The sequence below is a fragment of the Methanimicrococcus hongohii genome, from assembly GCF_032594095.1.
In the GTDB taxonomy this organism is placed as follows: Archaea; Halobacteriota; Methanosarcinia; order Methanosarcinales; family Methanosarcinaceae; genus Methanimicrococcus; species Methanimicrococcus hongohii.
In genome coordinates this window covers 1,228,321-1,247,433 of record NZ_CP131059.1, presented here as the reverse complement: position 1 = coordinate 1,247,433, position 19,113 = coordinate 1,228,321, and the positions used below count along the sequence as shown (strand labels likewise).

At 40.9% G+C, this 19,113-nt stretch carries 14 protein-coding genes; 6 read left to right on the top strand and 8 right to left on the bottom strand.

From position 1 onward, the window contains the following. Positions 1-11 precede the first annotated feature (11 nt). Positions 12-353, bottom strand: coding sequence for a hypothetical protein (locus MmiHf6_RS05755; RefSeq protein WP_316556849.1), 342 nt, complete (start codon positions 351-353; stop codon positions 12-14). Between the two features lie 723 nt (positions 354-1,076). On the opposite strand from MmiHf6_RS05755, the gene MmiHf6_RS05750 reads away from it, so the two are divergent. Then, positions 1,077-2,375 (top strand): thiamine-phosphate kinase, encoded by a 1,299-nt coding sequence (locus MmiHf6_RS05750; protein WP_316556848.1) that lies wholly within the window; start codon positions 1,077-1,079, stop codon positions 2,373-2,375. Positions 2,376-2,504: 129 nt separating this feature from the next. Continuing rightward, complete coding sequence (locus MmiHf6_RS05745) at positions 2,505-6,344, top strand: S-layer protein domain-containing protein (RefSeq protein ID WP_316556847.1); 3,840 nt, start codon at positions 2,505-2,507, stop codon at positions 6,342-6,344. Between the two features lie 341 nt (positions 6,345-6,685). Here the strand turns inward: MmiHf6_RS05745 and MmiHf6_RS05740 are convergent, their stop codons facing one another. Then, positions 6,686-7,207, bottom strand: coding sequence for a helix-turn-helix domain-containing protein (locus tag MmiHf6_RS05740; RefSeq protein WP_316556846.1), 522 nt, complete (start codon positions 7,205-7,207; stop codon positions 6,686-6,688). A 616-nt stretch (positions 7,208-7,823) separates the two neighbouring features. Here MmiHf6_RS05740 and MmiHf6_RS05735 point away from each other — a divergent pair. Continuing rightward, a complete protein-coding gene (locus MmiHf6_RS05735) occupies positions 7,824-8,810 on the top strand; it encodes an ABC transporter substrate-binding protein (RefSeq protein WP_316556845.1) in 987 nt (328 codons plus the stop codon). Between the two features lie 197 nt (positions 8,811-9,007). Here MmiHf6_RS05735 and MmiHf6_RS05730 read toward each other — a convergent pair whose 3' ends face one another. After that, positions 9,008-9,223, bottom strand: coding sequence for a hypothetical protein (locus tag MmiHf6_RS05730; protein ID WP_316556844.1), 216 nt, complete (start codon positions 9,221-9,223; stop codon positions 9,008-9,010). Positions 9,224-9,236: 13 nt separating this feature from the next. Between MmiHf6_RS05730 and MmiHf6_RS05725 the strand changes: the two genes are divergently transcribed. The 3 genes from MmiHf6_RS05725 to MmiHf6_RS05715 all read left to right on the top strand — a co-directional run bounded on the left by MmiHf6_RS05725 (position 9,237) and on the right by MmiHf6_RS05715 (position 13,841). Next, positions 9,237-12,230: a U32 family peptidase gene (locus tag MmiHf6_RS05725; RefSeq protein WP_316556843.1), complete on the top strand. Its 2,994-nt coding sequence runs from the start codon at positions 9,237-9,239 to the stop codon at positions 12,228-12,230. A 539-nt stretch (positions 12,231-12,769) separates the two neighbouring features. Further along, positions 12,770-13,162, top strand: coding sequence for a DUF1699 family protein (locus tag MmiHf6_RS05720; protein WP_316556842.1), 393 nt, complete (start codon positions 12,770-12,772; stop codon positions 13,160-13,162). 196 nt (positions 13,163-13,358) lie between these two features. Beyond that, on the top strand, positions 13,359-13,841 hold the full coding sequence (locus MmiHf6_RS05715; RefSeq protein ID WP_316556841.1) for a hypothetical protein: 483 nt from the start codon (positions 13,359-13,361) through the stop codon (positions 13,839-13,841). A gap of 36 nt (positions 13,842-13,877) precedes the next feature. On the opposite strand, the gene MmiHf6_RS05710 is transcribed toward MmiHf6_RS05715, so the two are convergent. The 5 genes from MmiHf6_RS05710 to MmiHf6_RS05690 form a co-directional block, all read right to left on the bottom strand. Then, on the bottom strand, positions 13,878-14,105 hold the full coding sequence (locus MmiHf6_RS05710) for a hypothetical protein (RefSeq protein WP_316556840.1): 228 nt from the start codon (positions 14,103-14,105) through the stop codon (positions 13,878-13,880). A gap of 80 nt (positions 14,106-14,185) precedes the next feature. Next, a complete protein-coding gene (locus MmiHf6_RS05705) occupies positions 14,186-16,639 on the bottom strand; it encodes an ATP-dependent DNA helicase (RefSeq protein WP_316556839.1) in 2,454 nt (817 codons plus the stop codon). A 226-nt stretch (positions 16,640-16,865) separates the two neighbouring features. Further along, complete coding sequence (locus MmiHf6_RS05700) at positions 16,866-17,024, bottom strand: hypothetical protein (RefSeq protein WP_316556838.1); 159 nt, start codon at positions 17,022-17,024, stop codon at positions 16,866-16,868. Positions 17,025-17,476: 452 nt separating this feature from the next. Next, complete coding sequence (locus MmiHf6_RS05695; RefSeq protein WP_316556837.1) at positions 17,477-18,226, bottom strand: GNAT family N-acetyltransferase; 750 nt, start codon at positions 18,224-18,226, stop codon at positions 17,477-17,479. Between the two features lie 205 nt (positions 18,227-18,431). Further along, positions 18,432-18,983 carry a S26 family signal peptidase gene (locus tag MmiHf6_RS05690; protein WP_316556836.1) on the bottom strand — a complete coding sequence of 184 codons (552 nt, stop codon included), beginning with the start codon at positions 18,981-18,983 and terminating at the stop codon, positions 18,432-18,434. Between the last annotated feature and the right edge of the window lie 130 nt (positions 18,984-19,113).

Sequence of the window (19,113 nt, the reverse complement as noted above, 5' to 3'; positions counted from 1 at the left end):
TTCCGCCATTTTTAATCAAAAATGTATGATTCGTTTTCATTTTTTTGAAAGATGCATTTTCTTTTTTGATCATTTTTTAAATTTGTGCGGTTCGCGCGCGGCGGCGGTCTCTGCTGCCGGCAGCAGCAGCAATGCGAATCTGACTGACGGCGGAACCGGAAACACCCTCCCGCTGCAGACAAACACCACCCTCCCGCTGCAACCTGAAATTTTGTGAGGCGAAGCCGAGCAAAATTTAATGCCAACGGATTACGATAAAAATGAGCAGACGCAAGCGGCAACACAAGCTTGACTCGCAGTGGCACCGTAAAAGACAGTCGCAGATTGGCAGGCTCATCCGGGTCAGCTCGCACCTGAAAAGCAGAAGGTTTTTGATTTTTCATTCATTTTTAAATTCAACTGAAACATCGGTTTTATCTAAATTTTCAAAAACGAAACGCCTTCTTTTCTCCAAATCTAAAACATTTAAGATTCGGGTTTTATCGGGCGTTCAGGTTCACCGATTTTGGAAATCGGATGTTTGGGTTTCATTGTGAAAAAATTAAAATGTTGGTCATGTTTGAAAATCTTACACGAAAAACGGAGCAGCTCGCGCGCGGCGGCTATTTTTGTTAAAAACCGTTAACTTCAGTCTGAATTGAAGTTTAAGTAATTGATTTAATATATCGGCGGCTTTACTTTTTGTTCTCGAACGAAAAATTGATTCGCGTCACAAAAACATTTTATCAAAACGGCACGAACCCCTCGTTCCACACAAACCAAAACCCGAAACATCCCGCATTGAGGCGATTGTTTTTCGTTCGAGTTTCAATTCAATTTCATTTCAATTCAGCTGGTAGTCAAATCCATAAATTTGAGTCTTCTTTATTCGTTTATTCCATTAATCGTGAGTGTTCAAACCAATTTTGATCGAAAACTCAAACAACTTTAAATATCAAGTATCAGATATCATTTAACGTAATTTGATTAAGATTTTTTTCCGTAAATAACAGCGGACGAATGAATTTCTGTATTCGTATTTTCAGAAAATTTGTCATAATTTTTAATTTTTATCAAAAATGGATTTGGGTGTCATCGTGAGCGATCTTCCGACGGAAAAAGATTTTATTCGCGTTTTTTCTGATGTTTTTCGGCTGAAAAACAAACCGATTCTTTCCGGCTCGGAATTTGATGACTGCGCCGCTTTGCGCTTAGATTCTTTTGCTCAAAATCTGTCGGCTGAATCGCTCACGTTCAGTACGGATTCGGTTCGCGAATCAACTGATTTTCCGAGCGGAATGACGCTTTGGCAAAAAGGATGGATGGCGGCAGCGGTTAATTTAAGTGATTTGGCGGCGATGGGGTCAAAGCCGATTGCTTTTCTTTTTTCGGCAGGTCTGCCGCGCGGATTTACGCTTGAAAATGCGGAAGAACTCGCGCGCGGGATTCAGGAATGTGTTTCATTTTTCGGCGCGGAAGTGATCGGCGGCGACACCGAATTCAATGACGAATTAACAATTACGGGAACCGTCATCGGCATTACCGAAAACAAAAATCTGATTTTGCGGAAAAATGCGCGCCCCGGCGATCTTCTTTGCGCAACCGGTTTTCCCGGTTCTGCCGGCGTTGCTCTTTCCGTTTTGCTGAATGAAATAAATATTCGCGTTGAAGCCGGCGAATCGGTTTCGGATTCGACTGCGGATTCGACTGCGGATTCAACTTCGGATTCGACTGCGGTTTCGAATTCAATTTCGGATTCCGGTTTGGATTCGATTTCGGTTTCGGATTCCTTTTTGAAAAATTTGACCGAGCCGTTTCCGCGCATTTTCGAAGGCATGATGCTTGCAAAAAGCGGCGCCGTCAATTCAATGATTGACACAAGCGACGGCTTGGCATCATCCGTTTACGAATTATCGGCACTTTCGGGTGTCTTCTTTGAAATTGATGAACAAAGTCTTCCGCAAGACGGCGAGGCTTTGGAAATCCTTTCAAATCATTTGAAAAACAATCAATACAAACAAAACGATCAAAACGAAACAAATTTTACTGACGAACAAATTGCAGCACAAGCGCGTGATTTGTTGATTCATGAGGCGCTTTATACGGGCGGCGATTATGAATTGCTGTTTACGATTCCTGCAGGCAAGCTTTCTCTTGTTGAGGAATTGTTCAAAAAATTCAATGAAAACGCAATATCAGATGCAATATCAGATACAGCATCGCGTTTTGAAGGTCTTTCTTCGACCGGCAAATCCGGCAGATATCCCTGCAAGTTCACGGTTATCGGAAAGGCAATCGCCGAAAAAGAAAACGTCATTGTCAGACAAGCGGGTTTAAATTCACAAAGGCAACCTTTGCTGAAAATAGGTTATGATTCATTCAAAAAATATATATGAGATGAGAATATGGATTCGTTCATCTGTTTTTACTTCATAGTAAAAATTTAAAGGGTTTACATTTCGAAATTTAATAAATTAAGGAATATAGAAAATTTTGAAAAATTGATAAAAATAAAGGTACAAATTATGAAAGGCTTATTAAAATACGCGGTCGTTCTACTGATTCTGCTTTCTATGGCAGGTATGGCGAGCGCAACAATTTCTGTATCGGATGATGGTGGTACTGGTGATACTTCATCATACTCAATTGAAATTAGTTGGAATGATGATAACCCAACTCCGTCCGGATATCTCTTAGTTATTACAGGTCCTGATGGTGCAACTACTGAAGTTTATAATAACTCGGCCAGTTCTCCGTACACTTTCAGTAGCACAACTCTTACCGCAGGTAATTATTTGGCTACTGTTTCAAATGATAGTGATTCTACAGATTTTGGGACAACATCATTTAGTGTTGCAGCTCCAGCTGCTGTGCTGGCTCAACCTTCGATTACAAACTTTAAATCAACATCTGATTCAACCGGCACTCAATTTAATGTAACATGGGACTGGACTCAAGTCAATGATGAAACACTTCAGATTAACTCTAAAGGAACTTGGACTGATGTCACAGGAAATACTGCAATGGTTGGCGGCAATGTTTCTGAAGATACTGTTATCTTAATCAGAGCAACGAATGGTACATCTCCCAATATTCTTTACAGCGACTTTGTTCCTGTAGCTACTTTTGAATACGTTAACATTACTGAAGTAAACACCACAAATTCAATTACTTGGACCTTATCCAATTGGACCAATTACATCAATTATACTGTTAATAATTCCACAACGACTGTTTCTTCCGGCGATACTGTTACAGGCAATACAATTACTGTTAACAGTTTAACAGCAGGTGAAACATATACTCTTGAAGTTCGCGGAACAGATGGTACTAATTACAGTTTGTTCAACACGAATACAGTTACTTTAGCCGCAGCAAATCTTTTTGATGTAACTGAAATGGAAGACTTTTTAAATTCTGACGGTACAGTAAAAACGCTTGATGATATTGAAAAAGGCACGACTTTTAAATTAAAAGCTGTCACAACAAGCGCTGTTTCTTTTTCATGGGTGTTGAATTACACAGATGATACGACCAACAATCCGATTGAAACAAAGAATAATGTTACAAGTGCAACCGAGGATACTTTTGAATGGAAGCCTGACACAACAGGAAATTACACATTAGAATTGACTATTGACGACGGCACAAACCCTACTCAAACGTTAACATGGACTCTCAAAGTTATTCCCAGCACAACGGGTGACCGTATTTGGGATGAATCTGATCCCGATAAATCTCTTGGTGATACATATAACTGGACTGCTCGCAGTTTCTCCGGCTTCTATTATGATTTGGACACCGGTCAAGGCAGCGAATTCATGAAAATTGAAAATATTGGTCGTACAATTGCTAAAGGAGATATCTATTACGAAACAACAACTTCTGATGTTGATTTTGAATATGACGGCTGGGACTCTTACCAGATTGTCGGTTTCATGGGTGACAAATATTATGCAGGCTCAGGTTCTGACAGTTTGATGAAGAACGGCAATTTGTCTAAAGTTTTAATCGACAATGATGACAGTGAAAACTACCGTGTCGGTCAATACATTGCACTTGAAGAAGGATATTCCGTCAGAATTGATCAAATCGATGTCAACGGTAATGCCGCTTTACTTGTTGTTGAAAAAGACGGCAAGGAATTAAACAGCAGTGTTGTCAATATCAACAACAATGCAACATTTACTTATGAGAAAAACATCAGCGGTACAAAAGTTCCGTTTATCATGATTCATGTCAGAAGTGTTTTTATGGGTACTGAAAGCAGTCTCGTGACAATTGACGGTATTTTCCAGATTTCTGATGACTTGGTGAAACTTGAAAGCGGAACCGAAATCGACAAAATGGAAATCGACAGCGTCAACATTGATAGTTCTACGGGTAATGGTACAATTACAATGACCAACAGCGAAAGAGTCAGCTTGAGCCAAGACTCTGAAGTTACTTTGATGGGCAAAATGAAATTCATCGTCGCTGACAGCAGCACTTTAAGATTTGCTCCGACAATCGAATACACCGACCCGGGAATTTACGAGATCCGCGGTACAGTTTCCGATTTCGGTAATTCCGAATACATCGTTTATGAATGGACACCTCAAAACTTTGAAGGTTTCTATTATGACATCAATGATGATATCGCGGACTCCGAAAGTATCACAATCGAAACCGATTTGAGCTCAACACGCAGAATCGCAGACGGTGAATTGATTTACACTGCAAATACAACCGTTGTTGACTATGAATACGACGGTTGGACAAATTATGTCGTTATCGGTTTCATGGGCGAAAAGTACTACGCCGGAACAGGCGGCGGTCTCTTAAGCAACGGTAACTTGTCCAAAGTTTTGGTCGACACCGATGAAAAGAGAAATATGTACGTCAACCAATCTCTCTCTCTTGAAGAAGGCGTGTCCGTCAGAGCCAGTCAGATTGACGTCAACGGCAACCGTGCTTTGCTTGTTGTTGAAAAAGACGGTAAAGAACTTTATTCCGAAATCGTTCAATCCGGCAGCGATTTGAACTATTCCAAGAAAATCGGTTCAGGCAGCGAGAACACAACTTTTGTTAGGGTTCACGTTGATGCAGTTTTCATGGGTACTGAAAGCAGTCTTGTAACAATATCCGGTATCTTCCAAGCATCTGATGAATTGACAAAGATTGAAGAAGGAACAACCTACGGCAAAATGGAAGTGACAAGCGTCAGTTCCACGGGAATTGTTATGGAAAACGACGGTTCAATCACTTTGTCTAATGGCGATGATGTCGAATTTATGAAAGTCGGCAACAATTCCATGTACTTCAAAGTCGGTGACAGTGATGATAATACATTAAGATTCGCGCCGGTCGTCGAAAAAGAAATCGGTTCATCCGATCCGTTAGATGTCCAATTGTCCGACTCATCCGTTGTTTCAGGCGACACCGTTACAATCACAGTCCTTGACCGCGGAGTCACGATTGAAGGCGTTACCGTTACAATCAACGGATCCACCGTCGGCACAACCAACTCTTCCGGTGAAATCAACTACACGACAAGCGCTGTCGGAACTTTCAGAGTGAACGCCGAAAAATCCGGTTACACGGCAGGAAATGCCAGTTTGACTGTCGCAGAAAAACTCATCAACATGACAGTCCGCGTTTCCCCTGAAACCGTTTACTTCGGGACGGCTGCAACAATCACGGCAACCGATTCTTTGAACGGCACGGCACTCGGTGATGCCGAAGTCTTCATCAGCGGCGAAAAAGTCGGAACGACCAATTCTTCGGGTATGCTGAGTCACACATTCAACACCACAGGAAACGTGACGATTAATGTCATGAAAGATAAGTACAACAACGGAACGACCACCATCAATGTTTCTCAGGAAGTGGCTTTTGTTTACAGCAGCTTCTCCATGAGCCCGGATGAGCCGTCCGCAAAGAAAGCGATTAAACTCACTTTCACTGTGACTAACAACGGCATTAAAGACGGTTCACACGATATGTCTTTGATTCTCAGAGACAGCAGCGGAAACATTGTTGCTCAGGACAATTCCACCGTTTCTGTTGACATGGGCAAATCCAAGAACGTGAGTTTGTCCGTCAAACCGACCGAAGAAGGAACTTACACTTTGACGTTGGTTGAAACCAGCAGCGGAAACAGAACAATTGACCTGCCGTCAAGCATGTCGACCGTTACTGTCGGCGAAGCAAAATTCGGTTCAACGATTCTGTACATTATTCTTGCCTTTCTTGCAATCATTGTCATTGCAGTTATCGGATTTGTGGCATACCTTTTCGGTGTGAAAGGCGCAACCAAGGATAACTATCAGTACGTTGCTCAGGAAATCTTCGACGATGTCAAATCAAAATTCAAAAAGAAATAAGATTTGATAAAATAAAATTTAAATGACAGGTTTGGATCTTTCCAAACCTTCTCTTTCCTTTTTTGAAATATTTCTTCACTTGATTTAGATTGTTTTTAAATTGTTTTTACATCTGTTTTGATTTGATTATTAATGTTTGAAAAAATGATGCGTTGCTGTCTCGGCAATGCGCTTGTCCGGCTGCCGCGCGCAAGTCGCATAAATCTTAAAAATATTTCAAAAAAACGGGGTTCGGTTTTAAATTTTTCAAAAATGGATTAAAAAAGAGTTGAAGAAAGGAATTGTTTTTCAAATTCCTCAAAATCAATTTATTAGGACAAAAAGGAAACAAAATATATTTTTTATCCGATCTTTTTCATCGCGATTTCAATTGCTGCCGTGATACTTTCTTTGGGCATGATCGTGGTGACCGGAATCGAAACGATCTTTTCAACCGTATGGCTGACAATCGGCGCGCACACAAGCGCTTTTGCGCCGTCGCGCTCGGCGCGCGTTGCAACAATAATTGCTTCTTCAATTGAATTTGCCGAATATTCTTTCACCGTGATCAAACGGCCGCCGATTTTTCTTTTCGTTTCCGTGATCGTATCCAAAACCATACGGGCGGCAATGACGGCGATAAATTCATTCGCGTCGGGCATTTCATATTTTTTAGCCGTGTAGACAAGCTGTCTCAGCGTTTTGATATTCGGCGCCCGATTCCCCGATAAAATCTTGTAAAGCGTACTGTACGGAATGCCGGCTTCTTTTGCGAAATCCGCAGCACTCATATTCAAATCTTCTTTGATGACGCGATATAATACAATTCGAAAAGTTTCGTCCGATTCAAAAGCAGCATAAATTAAACGTTCGGATGCATTCATTTATTCATTCCCCCTGTCGTTTTCTAATCCTTATTTTCATTTTTATATTTTATCTTTTATTTTTGAATTTATTATTTTCATTCAAATTCGTTCGTTTTTTGTTTTATTTTTAATTTTTTTATTTTTATGCTTTATTTTTTTAATTTTGTTTTATTTTTAGTTTATTTTTTTGGTTTTTGTCATTTTTTCGATAATTTTCAGGCTGATAATTGTCCGTATTGGGAAACATGGTATAAAAAATTATCACAAAAGTGTCAATTTTCGATCAATTTCGGATAGTTTTTTATATGAATTTCAGGCAGATTATTATTTACGGTTTAATTTCAAACCGTACTCCATTAATTTGCCGTTCTTCCGAATTTTCGGTTAAATAATTCGGAACCAAGTGTTTCGAGGAAAAATAAAAAAATAACGCAGACATATTTCTACAGCTCGTAAGTATGTCCCCCTATTCATTCCCCTGTATTAGCCGTTTCAATTTTTTCTCGAAATACTTCCCAATGATTAAATTTTATTATTAAATTTATTTTATTATGAATTTTTAAATTCGTTTGATTGATTGAAAACTCTTTAGAATTCATGTATTGAGATCGTTTTTGAGTTACGGAGGTTTATTATGAAAAAAATAATGTTTATCACTCTCGCTGCCATTTTGGTTGCGGCCGTCGCATTTTCAGGCTGCTTGGGCGGCGACAGCGAAACAACAGATGTCGTCATCGGTTTTCAGCCGAGCACGCACCAAATGGCTTACACCACCGCCAAAGAACTCGGCTGGTGGTCCGACAATTTAACGAAGATGGACGAAGTCAACAATGTCAGCGACAAGTCTTTCCCAAGCGGCCCGTCCGAAGCAACAGCGCTTGCATCCGGCGCCATTCAAGTCGCCTACATCGGCGCAGCGCCCTTAATTCCGGCAGTTGCCCAAAACAATTCCGACTTAAAGATTGTCGCGGCCGTTCAAATTAACGGCTCAGGCCTGGTCATCCCGACAGATGCCGAATATACTGACCCGTCATACTTTGAAGGCAAGAGCATTGCCACTTTCCCGCCGGGCTCCATTCAGGACACCCTCCTCAAACGCTGGCTTACCGATAACGGCGTGAATCTTTCAAAAGTCGATATCAAAGGAATGGACTCGGGCGAAGCGCAAACCGCTTTGAAATCCGGATCCGTTGACGCTGTTTTCCTCCCGCACCCCGCGCCTTCCATTATTGTCGCGGCCGGCGACGGAAAAGTCATCCTGGACTCGGGCGAAATGTCACCCGCTCACGCCTGTTGCGTTTTGGCCGTCAGCCAGCAATTCATTGACGAATATCCCGAGGTTGTCGCAAATGTTGTTAAAATCCACGTCGACGCAACCAAATATGCAAACGAAAACCCCCAAACGGCGGCAAAATATTATGCAAACGTGACTCAGGTGTCCGAAAGTATCGTTCTTCAATCCATCAGTGACTGGGACGGCGCATGGATTTCCGATCCGCACGTCATTGAAGCGTATGTCGTCTCTTACGCCAAATCTCAGTACGAACAGGGATTGGTCCCAAGAGCATTGACATCCGAAGAACTCTTTGATATGTCATTTTATGACGCTTACGTCAACTGATTTAACCAAGTTGACACCCTCATAAAAACGGACGGATCGCCGAATTTTTTCCGGCGGTCCTGTTCCTCATTTTTATAATTTGTGCGTTCATTCGATTCCTTTTTTTCAATAATTTGATTTTTGAACATTTGATTTTTGAACGCAAAGTTATTTTAAAGTGTATCCTGTTTTCAGATTGTTATCAATCATTATCTGCTTCAAGGTGTTTTTGTGTCCGTTTCTAACTTGCCCGATGACTGTTCAAATGAAGTTGAAACAGATCCTTCTTCGGATTTTTCTTCAGATTCTTCTTCAGACTCTTCTTCAGACTCTTCTTCAAATTTTTCTGCTGATTTTTCTTCAAATTCTTCTTCAAATTCTTCTTCAAATTCTTCTGCTGATTTTTCTCCCGAATTATTGGCGCCTGCCGGCACTCTGATTTCGCTGTTGGCAGCCGTTCAAAACGGAGCGGACGCGATTTACATGGGCGCTTCCCGCTTCAGCGCGCGCGCATACGCCGGCAATTTTTCCGACTTCGAGCTTGCGGCCGGAACGGACTACGCCCACGCGTTCGGCAAAAAAGTCTACGTCACGCTGAATACGCTTTACCGTGACGACGAATTGGATGATGTCATGCTTTTGTTTGACGAACTTTATCGTCACGGCGTTGACAGCGTCATTGTTCAGGATTTGGGTTTTTTGGCAAGAGTTGCCGCATTGTACCCTGATTTTGCCGTTCACGCCAGCACGCAGATGACGATTCACAATTCTTATCACGCGGCTTTTCTTCGACGGCACGGCGTTTCCCGCGTCGTTCCCGCGCGCGAAAATTCAATTCCGGAACTGATTGAAATCAAAAAAACAGGCGTTGAAGTTGAAACTTTCGTTCACGGCGCGCTTTGTATTTGCTATTCGGGGCAGTGTTTGTTCAGCAGCCTTGTCGGCTCCCGCAGCGGCAACCGCGGCAAATGTGCTCAGCCGTGCCGTAAAAAGTACGATTTGCTCGTCGGCGGCGAATCGGTTTCAACGGACGGTCAATATCTGATCAGTCCGAAAGATCTGAACGCTTCGGAAAATATTGAAAAACTGATTCGTGCAGGCGTTGATTCTTTTAAAATCGAAGGGCGCATGAAAAAGCCCGAATATGTTGCGGGCGTCGTTTCCGTTTACCGCGATTTGATTGACAGAATTTTAAAAAAGTTTTCTTCCGATTCGGCCGAATCTTCCGGAAAATTTAAGCCGACATCTCTTGAAAAAGAAAAACTCAAAAAGCTTTTCAATCGCGATTTTACACAAGGTTATTTCCTGAAAAATCCCGGCAACGAATTGATGAGCCGAAAATTGCCGTACAATAAAGGGATTTTAATCGGAAAAATCACAAATGTTGACCGCAAAAAATCAAATATTTCGGTTCTTCTGGCGACGGAATTATCCGCCCACGATGGCATTTCTATCGGCGACATCGGCAAAAATATGAATTCAACGGAAGACCCGCGCATCGGTTTTACGGTTAAGAAAATGTTTGCCGGAAATAAAATTTGCAGCAAGGCAAAATCCGGCGAAACCGTTGAAATCCCGCTTCCGCAAACAGCATCGGGCGCGCGAAACAATCTTCCCGCAGTCGGGGATTCCGTTTACAAAACGTTTGATTTTGAACTCCAAAGGGATATTTTAAAAACGTTTCCGGCAGCAGGCAGCAATGATGAGGAAAGAGATGCTTTTATCGAACAAACCGTTTTGAACGCGTATGTCGATTCCGGCCTTGATTCCGATTCGATTTCTCCTGATGATTCTGATTCTTCCGATGATTTTGATTCGATTTCTTCTGATGATTCCGATTCGCATTCTTCCAATGATTTTGATTCTGATTCTTCCACTCGCTTTTCAAAGAATTTCCGGATTTCCGAAATGGTTGAAAAGTTATCACCTGCCGAATCTCTTCAAATTCCTGTTTCATTCAAATGCAAAATTGAGATTGGTTTTCCGATTTTTATGACAGTGTCCGATGCCGACGGCCGACAAGTGACTGTATCATCCGATTATATTGTTGAGCCGTCTCAAAAGAATCCTTTTTCAGAAACACAGGCAAAAGACATTCTTTTAAAACTCGGCGGCACAATTTATTCGGCAGAGTCCGCCGATGTTTCCGTAATCGGCGAATGTTTTGTTCCCGTCGGGGAATTCAAAAATATCAGAAATAAAGCTTTGCAGGCATTGATTAATGAAAGAATTATTGAAAAGAGAAGACAATCTGCCGCGGATCCGACTCTTAATTCCGATTCTTGTGCCGACTCTCATTCCTGTTCCCGTCTTGATTCTAAAACCAATGAAAACGCAAATGAGATCTCTGCTCCTGATTTTTATGCTCAGATTTCCGTTTGCGTTTATTCCGAAAGCGGATTGTTTGCGGCATTGGAAGCGGGTGCCGACAGAATCTATATCGGCGGCGACGTTTTCAAAGACCCGCTTACTCTAATTGAATACGGCATTTCAGCTGGCATGATTTCAGATATTTCCAAAAAATTGTCGACAGCCGATAAGGAAAAAATCTTTTTCAGAACGCCTTTTATCACAAAAGAAGAAGATTTCGAGTCATTGCACCGGATTTCTATGTGTTTGAAAGAAATCGGAATTTCCGGAATTTTGGCATCCAACGTCGGTGTTTACGAATTTATTCGCTCAAATCCGGAATTTTCGAGTTTTTTCAAAATTGCCGCGGATTCCTCGTTCAATATTTTTAATTCCGACGCCGCTCATCTTTTCTTAAAAGACGGCGTTTCTTCTGTTTTATTGTCTCCGGAATTGTCAATTTCTGAAATTAAAAAACTTATTCAGGCGGCGGTTTTGAAAGGCGATTCCCCGGCTTTCGAATGCACCGTTCACGGCAGACAAAGACTGATGGTGACCGAACACCCGCTTCTCCAATCACTTTTGAAAATAAATGAAGAGTGTGAAAAAGACAAAAATCAAAATATTTCAAAATCAAATTTCGATTCAAAATCAAATTTTAATTCCAATTCAAATCTCAATTCAAACTTAAACTCAAACTTAGATTCAAAATCAGAATCGATTTCCTTGTTCGATTATGTTTTGAAAGATTCTAAAAATTATATGTTTCCGGTTTTGGTCGATACCGTTGGCAGAAATCATGTTTTTAATTCCCGCGAGCTGAATGCTTTTGATTTGCTGAATCAGCTTCTTGATGCGGATCTTATGTTTTTCAGAATTGACGGGATCGGTCATACCGCAGAAGAAATTTCTTCATTGATTCGACATTATAAAACGGAGTTGGCAAGACTTGCGGTTTCTGCTGCTTCTGATCAAAAAAACGATTCTAAAAATGATTCTAAGAATGATTTTAAAAATGGTTCTAAAAACAGTTCCATTTCAAATGACGGATCCGAATTTACAAAAGGCAATTTCCGGAGAAGTGTCGAATGATATTGAATTTATTATGTACATTTTCAGACGTATTCTTAATGATAATCATTTCTTATATGTAATCATTCAACTTTTCTTAATAATGTCTCTTCTTCTCTTTATTTCAAGTCTCTAATATTATATTTCTATTTCAAACTAAATCTAATTTAATAAGTTCAATAAAATTTATATAAAGGAAATGTTTTTTTCGATATATAATTTCAGTTAATGCCGAATTTAAATTTCATATTCAAATTCTTCCTTAACACGTACTTAATTTGTCATTCAGTTCAATCCGATATTTCGTCGGTTTTATTTTTAAACAGTATTATCCAATTATATTTTTTGGTAAAAACAACTGGCAAATATTAAGTAAGTACTAAGGTATAGGGTTATCTAATGAAGTTTTGAAACAAAACCTTTAATTATATCTGTTTCAATTATACCTTTTACTAACTCTCATCACAGATTAGTCTCATGCGGGACTTTTTCCTAATGATTAATCGTGATGCATCTATAATATGTAAATCTATTATCAAAAAACAGAGAGAGAGGGAGCAATGAAAATCAGAATTGTCAGTTCTAAGGAAGAGATCGGAACATTGAAATCAGGTGACAAAATTGTTCATTTGGCATTCCGCCCTTCAAATAAGGATGTTATGACATTGGTTTCACTCTGCCCGAGTGTTAAAGCAGTTCATATACCGAGTTCTTACAAGAAAACATTGTCTGAATCTATTCAGATGTTTTTAGCAATGCAAAATGTTGCTCTTTTAGAAGGGGACGTTTGGGGACACAGAAAAGATATCAATGAATATTTTGAAATCCCCAAGGAAACACTTGACACAATTAATGAATTAAAGGAAAATAACGTTTCGGCCGAGGATATCATCTCACATATGAGAGATACCAAGTTAAGCCCCGATTTAGTTCGTTTTATCTTAAATTCCTGAAAAACGTTCCGTGACGGATCTATGCATGTTGCCGATTTATCGGCTTTTCTACGATATTGATGTTGTCGACCACGGCACATCTCTCATTTTTTTTATATGAGTGAATTATATCTTATTCTTTTGTATAATATTTCATAATTGAATACTTTCTCTCCGCGCGGCAAATTCTCTTATATCATGTTCCCGTTTTTGAATCATGACAGAATTTGAAAGAGGCTTAGTGACTTCTTTTAACAATTATTTTAAAGAAAAAAATATGCGCGGCATTTCTTACCGGCTTAAACAGCACAGATTTACGGCGCAGTTTTTGGATGTTTTAGTTGATTCGCTCCATCCCGATTATTATTTAGGGATCGAATGCAAAAGCATCTCCGTTGAAAAAGGGACGAAGGCGCTTTATTTTACGCAGCATTTTACAACGGATAAAAAAGGCGTTCATCAAATCGAACGTATCACCGATTTTTTAAATCATTCCGGCAGATGCGGTTTTTTGGCGGTCGAACTTCGTTACGGCGCAGGCCACTCGCGCGAAGCGTATGCGATTCCTTGGAAAGATATTTGGGAGCGTTTTTCTTCGGATTCATTAAAATTTACGGTTGAAGAAATCTCTGAATACCCTTCTATTTTAAGATCGGGCGGCGGCTACAAAGTTGATCCTTCGGCTTGGATCAAAAAATAAAACTGTTTTTTATTTATTTTTTATTTATTTTTTATTTTATTTTATTTCGTCTCTCATTTTTCCTGTTTTTTTAAAAGCGGAGCAGCTCGCGCGCGGCTGTGTGTGTTTCCGATGACGGGCGGGCAGCAGCAGCGGTAACGAAAATCTGAAGGCAGCAGCAGAAACAAACACCTCCCTCCCGCTGCAAACAAACACCTGCCTCCCACTGCAAACAAACACCACCCTCCCACTGCCCGATGAAATTTTGTGAGCGAAGCCGAGCAAAATTTAAACACACACCTGCCTCCCAATGCAACCTGAAATTCAGAAAAATAATCGCTAACAGATTACAACCATAAAATTATTTAATAAAAATCATCAAATCTTTTTTGAATCTTACCGCTCGAAGATGAATTATCCGAATCGGGCTCATCAAAATCGTCACCTCTTGGAGTTCTCTTTCTCGTCTCTTTCACGACATAACCGCTTGTATCGATTCCGATTTCATCATAAAGCTGTTTGGCAATTTTCGGACCGATCAATCCGGCAACGGTTGTAAAGTCGGCGGGTTTGAATGCTTCTTTGGATTTGAATCCGGCACTGTAAAGTTTGCGCGCTCTGACGCGACCGATGCCGCGGATTTTGACCAGCGGCAGCAACTGAATGGAAGCGCCGTATTGAAGACGGATTTCCATGTCGGAAAAAAGCCCGGCATAGGGCGAGCCGCTCATTTTAAGCAAACGCGCGCCGGCATTCGCAATCCAGGAAGCGGTTTCGGAAAATTGGCGAATATCGCCTTCGCCGACGTCAAACTCTTTTGAAATTTCGTTTTCGGGAACTTCGGAAATCCAGCGATAGAGAAGAATCGCTGTTTTCAATTCACCCAAAAACCATTCAAATTCGGCGGAATTTTTGACAGGCGGCATTGAAATGATATGATCGCAATTTTCGGCGGCAAACTCCGTCACCGGAAGATAATCGCCGCTTTTCATATACAAGAGCTTCATGTCTGTTGTCATGCAGATTAAATGAAGAAGACTGATATCCGTCAGCTTCATCTTTTCATTTTCCGCTTTTTCGATATTGTCAAGAATAACGGACGCTGAAAGCGGATCCAAATAAAGTTTTGAAACGAGCGAACCGATTTTCGTCGTGTAAAGCGGATAATCATCTTTTTCTTTTGTTGAATTGATTTTATCGGCTGTCACAAACGGACTTGTTTCAACCGAATCATCCGATTCGGTGCCTTTGGAATTGTCGCCTTTATCTTCGACGCACATTTCCGATTCGATCAAAAAATCCAAACAGGTGTCAATTACCGTTTTAAGCGCGATTGTGCTGAGCAAGCCGCGTTGATATGCGAAAAATGTGCCTTTGAAAAAATCCAAAAGCTGATTGCGCGTGTATGCGAATCCGTTTGAAATCGTTGAAAGAACGTGCGTTCGAAGCGCGTTTTCTGCGCCGAGTTTGGATTCAACCGCTTCGGGTTCGGCTTCGATATACATTTCTTTGAGCTTGTCAATATCTTCTTCCTTTGTTGCAATCAAAACGGATTCGCCGTACGGATCCAAGTGCGGTCTGCCTGCTCTTCCGGCCATTTGTTTGTATTCCATGACGGGAATCATCTGCATGCCTTCGTTGGAATCGTACCGCCGCCAGGCTGCGATAATAACGCGCCGAGCCGGCAGATTCAATCCGGCGGCAAGTGTCGGCGTTGATGAAATCAGTTTGATTTTGCCTGCCAAAAATGATTTTTCAACCAATTCACGCTGATCGGAAGAGAGTCCGGCGTGGTGGAAAGCAACGCCCATTCGAATGCAAATGGCAAGCACTTTGGCGGCATCCGTGTCGCTGCGGTCCGTTATTTCATAAGAGAGATCCATTAATTCCGCTTGTTCTTCGACCGTCAAATAAGATTGAATGACGGGTCCCGCTTTTTTGGCAAATCCTGCCGCGTTTTTCCGGCTGTTTGTAAAAACAAGACATTGCCCGCCGTTTCGAATCGCGTCAGCCGCAAGCGATACGCCTGCTTCTTTTCCTTTGCCGACAAGTTCGATTTCCCGCGTTACTTTTTCGCGCGTGTGAATCACTTCGCCTTCAAAAACGCCGTCATAATAAACGCCTTCGTAAAGCTTTGTCGGACGCCAGTCGCTGACAACGCATTCGGCTTTCATCCAATCGGCAACTTCTTTGGAGTTTTGAATCGTCGCTGAAAGCGCGATTATCTGAATTTTCGGATTCAAACGTCTTAATTTTGTAATGACGATCTCAAGCGTCGGTCCGCGGTCTTTGGAATCCAGCAAATGGACTTCGTCCAAAACGACAACGGAAATCTGTGAAAGCCAATGCGTTTCGTTGCGGATGAGAGAATCCACTTTTTCCGATGTCGCGACAATGATGTCATTCGTGCCGAGATTTTCGTCACGCTCGTCTAAATCTCCTGTTGAAATTCCGGAACGGAAGCCGAGTTCTCTGAATTCGGAAAAACGGCGGAATTTTTCGGAAGCCAGCGCGCGGAGCGGAACGACGTAAAGGCATTTGCCGCCCTGCTCCAAACTCTGAAGCATGGCAAGTTCTGCAAGAAGCGTTTTTCCGGAAGCGGTCGGAATGGAAATCAAAACATTTTTGCCTTCCAAAAGCCCTGCCAAAACGGCTTTGGATTGCGGCGGATAAAGTTTTTGAATTCCGGAATCCATGTAAAAGTTTTTGACGCGCTCTGAAATCGGCAGATTATCTACAGGAAGCCAAATATCTTCCGTTTCCGCCGGTTTATTTTCCTTATTTTTGACAGAAACGCCTTTTTCTTTTTTTGCCGCCACAATCTGCCTCGATTTGATAATTTGATAATTTGATAATTTGATAATTTGATGAATTTATAGAATGATAATTGAATGAATTATTGGAAATGAATTTGAAAAATAACTGCAGTCATAGAATTTAAAGACTGCCCGAGCGGAACGAAACTAATCAGAAATATAAAAATTGAAAAACAAAATCTGGTTTTGATTGTTTTATGAAAATGTGTATCGTGTTTGAAAATCAAAATTAAAATGGAGCGATTCGCGCGCGGCGGTAGCGGCTGTAAACAGAGACTGTAAGGTAGCAGCGGCACGTTCGCGAATTCGAACGGATTTTTATAAAATGAGCAGATGCAAGCGGAAACGTAAACCTGCTCGGCAGCGCAACAGTAAAAGACAGTTGCAAGAAAGCACTTTGCCGGAGCCGAACGCAGCTGAAAAATCGGACCGTTTCTAATTTTTCATTTCGTATGGGAAGAATCCGCCAAGTCTCGTTTCCTCGCTTCGCTTCGGAAACTCAACTTGCGGGGTCGGTTTTAAAAATTTCATTTAATTTGAATTCAATTGAAACATCATTTTTCATAAAAATAATTCAAAAACGGAACGCCTTCTTTTATCGAAAATCTAAAACATTTATTTAGGGTTTTATCAGGCGTTCAGGTTCACCGATTTTTTTAATATTGGATGTTTAGGTTTCCGATGAGAAATAAAGTAAAAGCGACAGACGGATTTGAAAAACAAAATAAAAACAAGCAGCAAGTTTTGAAAAAAATAAAATAAACACAAGCAACAAGTTTAAAAAAATAAAACAAAAATGGAGCAATTCGCGCGCGGCCGCGCCGCCGAATGAATCGCATTTCATTTTTTAAGTATTCGCTTTAAGTAGGCAGCATCCGGCAAATTCACGGTCTCAAAATTTCCTTTGTAAAAAACAGCCCAATTATTGAAAACACACGGCAGCTCCTTTGCTTTTTGCAGCGTGTCCACTTGAATTAAAGAAACAGGAACGTCATTCGTTTCACAATATTGTTTGACCAACTCAACGCTTTGCCAAACATAAGGGCACTGCATATCGTAATAAATCGTCAGCTCTTTGTTTTCAATTCCTTGGTTTTTAACATTTTGAGCGAACTTTGGTGTTGTTCCGTCCAAAGAAAGCGCAAGCAATTCATATCCGTTATCGGTCGTGTCAACAACTTCAAAGCCGAATTTCTTCGCAAAAGACTGGTCAGACAGAAAAGATTTTTGTTTTTTCGCGCCGAGCATGCAAATGCCGGATTTGCCTTTTTCTTTGGCATCCGCCAAACAATATTCCATCAGCGCTTTTCCGTATCCTTTTCCTTTGTCGCTGCCCAAAATCCATAAACAATATATATAATAATAGTTGTCACCGACGACGGGAACCCAAGCCGTTTCAAGAGGCGCGTATTCAATAAAAACAGTCGCCTTCGCATTTAACTTTCGAAAAACATGACCTTCATTGAGTCGATCCGAAAGCCATTGCCGTTTTGCTTCAACACCGGGATGAAGCTTTTTTGTACGGATAATACAGCATAAATGCTCATCGGCAAGGTTTTCTGTTGTCAAGTTTACAAAATCAGTGTCCATACGCTCCCTCACTTCAAATAAAAAATATTTGCTGCTTAAAGAAATACGCAAAAGGATAAAAAGAAATGTAAAATTGAAAAAATACAGAAATGAAAAAAATGTAAAAACGAAAAAAATGTAAAAATGAAAGAAATGTAAAAAATTCAAAGGAAAAAGAAATGTAAAGAGAATTAAATTCACTTTACATCAAAATCGAATGAATCGATCAGAAAGGCAAACGGTCGGGAGAGAACAATAATCTGATCTTTCCGATAAACGGCACCTTAAATTGTGATGTTCCGATAATCCATTCTTCTTTGATCGGCGTTTGGAAACTGATCGTTGTCTGCTGATCCAAGAGTGAATTGGTTTGCTCGTTATCGCCTTTCGTAATATATCCGGCATACGGCGCAACCGGTCCGCCCGGCCACATTTCTTCGCCGGCTTCCACATAATACATCGCTCGATGAATCACCGGTGTATAACTTTCGTTGCCGTACGGCCGATACAGAATCACATCACCAGGATTTCCGAATTTGATTCGTGTTTTGGACATATTTTCAGCGTCAGCCCACGTGACAACGTCAGCGCGGTCAATGCTTCTGACAAAAACAATATCTCCGACATTCATATTCGGTTCCATGCTGCCCGAAGAAACAACATACATCGGCGTCCACAAGCCGAAAACAAGATAGCAGATCAGTAAAAAAGCAACAACAATGCCTATCACAATGCCGATGTCTTTCGCCAACCCCTTCAACTGCTCATTATCTAACATAACTTCACCTGCATATAGGATAAAAAATAAAATAAAAGTTATTACCAACGAACTAATAAATAAGTTACTTGCTGAAATAATAAGAGTGTTTGTATAAATACTATATCTAAAACCTTAGTTAAGAAGAGAC

Bases quoted from the DNA above. Each gene is read 5' to 3' on its own strand.
- MmiHf6_RS05745 (WP_316556847.1), top strand. From the start codon at position 2,505: ATGAAAGGCTTATTAAAATACGCGGTCGTTCTACTGATTCTGCTTTCT.
- MmiHf6_RS05740 (WP_316556846.1), bottom strand. From the start codon at position 7,207: ATGAATGCATCCGAACGTTTAATTTATGCTGCTTTTGAATCGGACGAA.
- MmiHf6_RS05735 (WP_316556845.1), top strand. From the start codon at position 7,824: ATGAAAAAAATAATGTTTATCACTCTCGCTGCCATTTTGGTTGCGGCC.
- MmiHf6_RS05720 (WP_316556842.1), top strand. From the start codon at position 12,770: ATGAAAATCAGAATTGTCAGTTCTAAGGAAGAGATCGGAACATTGAAA.
- MmiHf6_RS05715 (WP_316556841.1), top strand. From the start codon at position 13,359: ATGACAGAATTTGAAAGAGGCTTAGTGACTTCTTTTAACAATTATTTT.
- MmiHf6_RS05695 (WP_316556837.1), bottom strand. From the start codon at position 18,226: ATGGACACTGATTTTGTAAACTTGACAACAGAAAACCTTGCCGATGAG.
- MmiHf6_RS05690 (WP_316556836.1), bottom strand. From the start codon at position 18,983: ATGTTAGATAATGAGCAGTTGAAGGGGTTGGCGAAAGACATCGGCATT.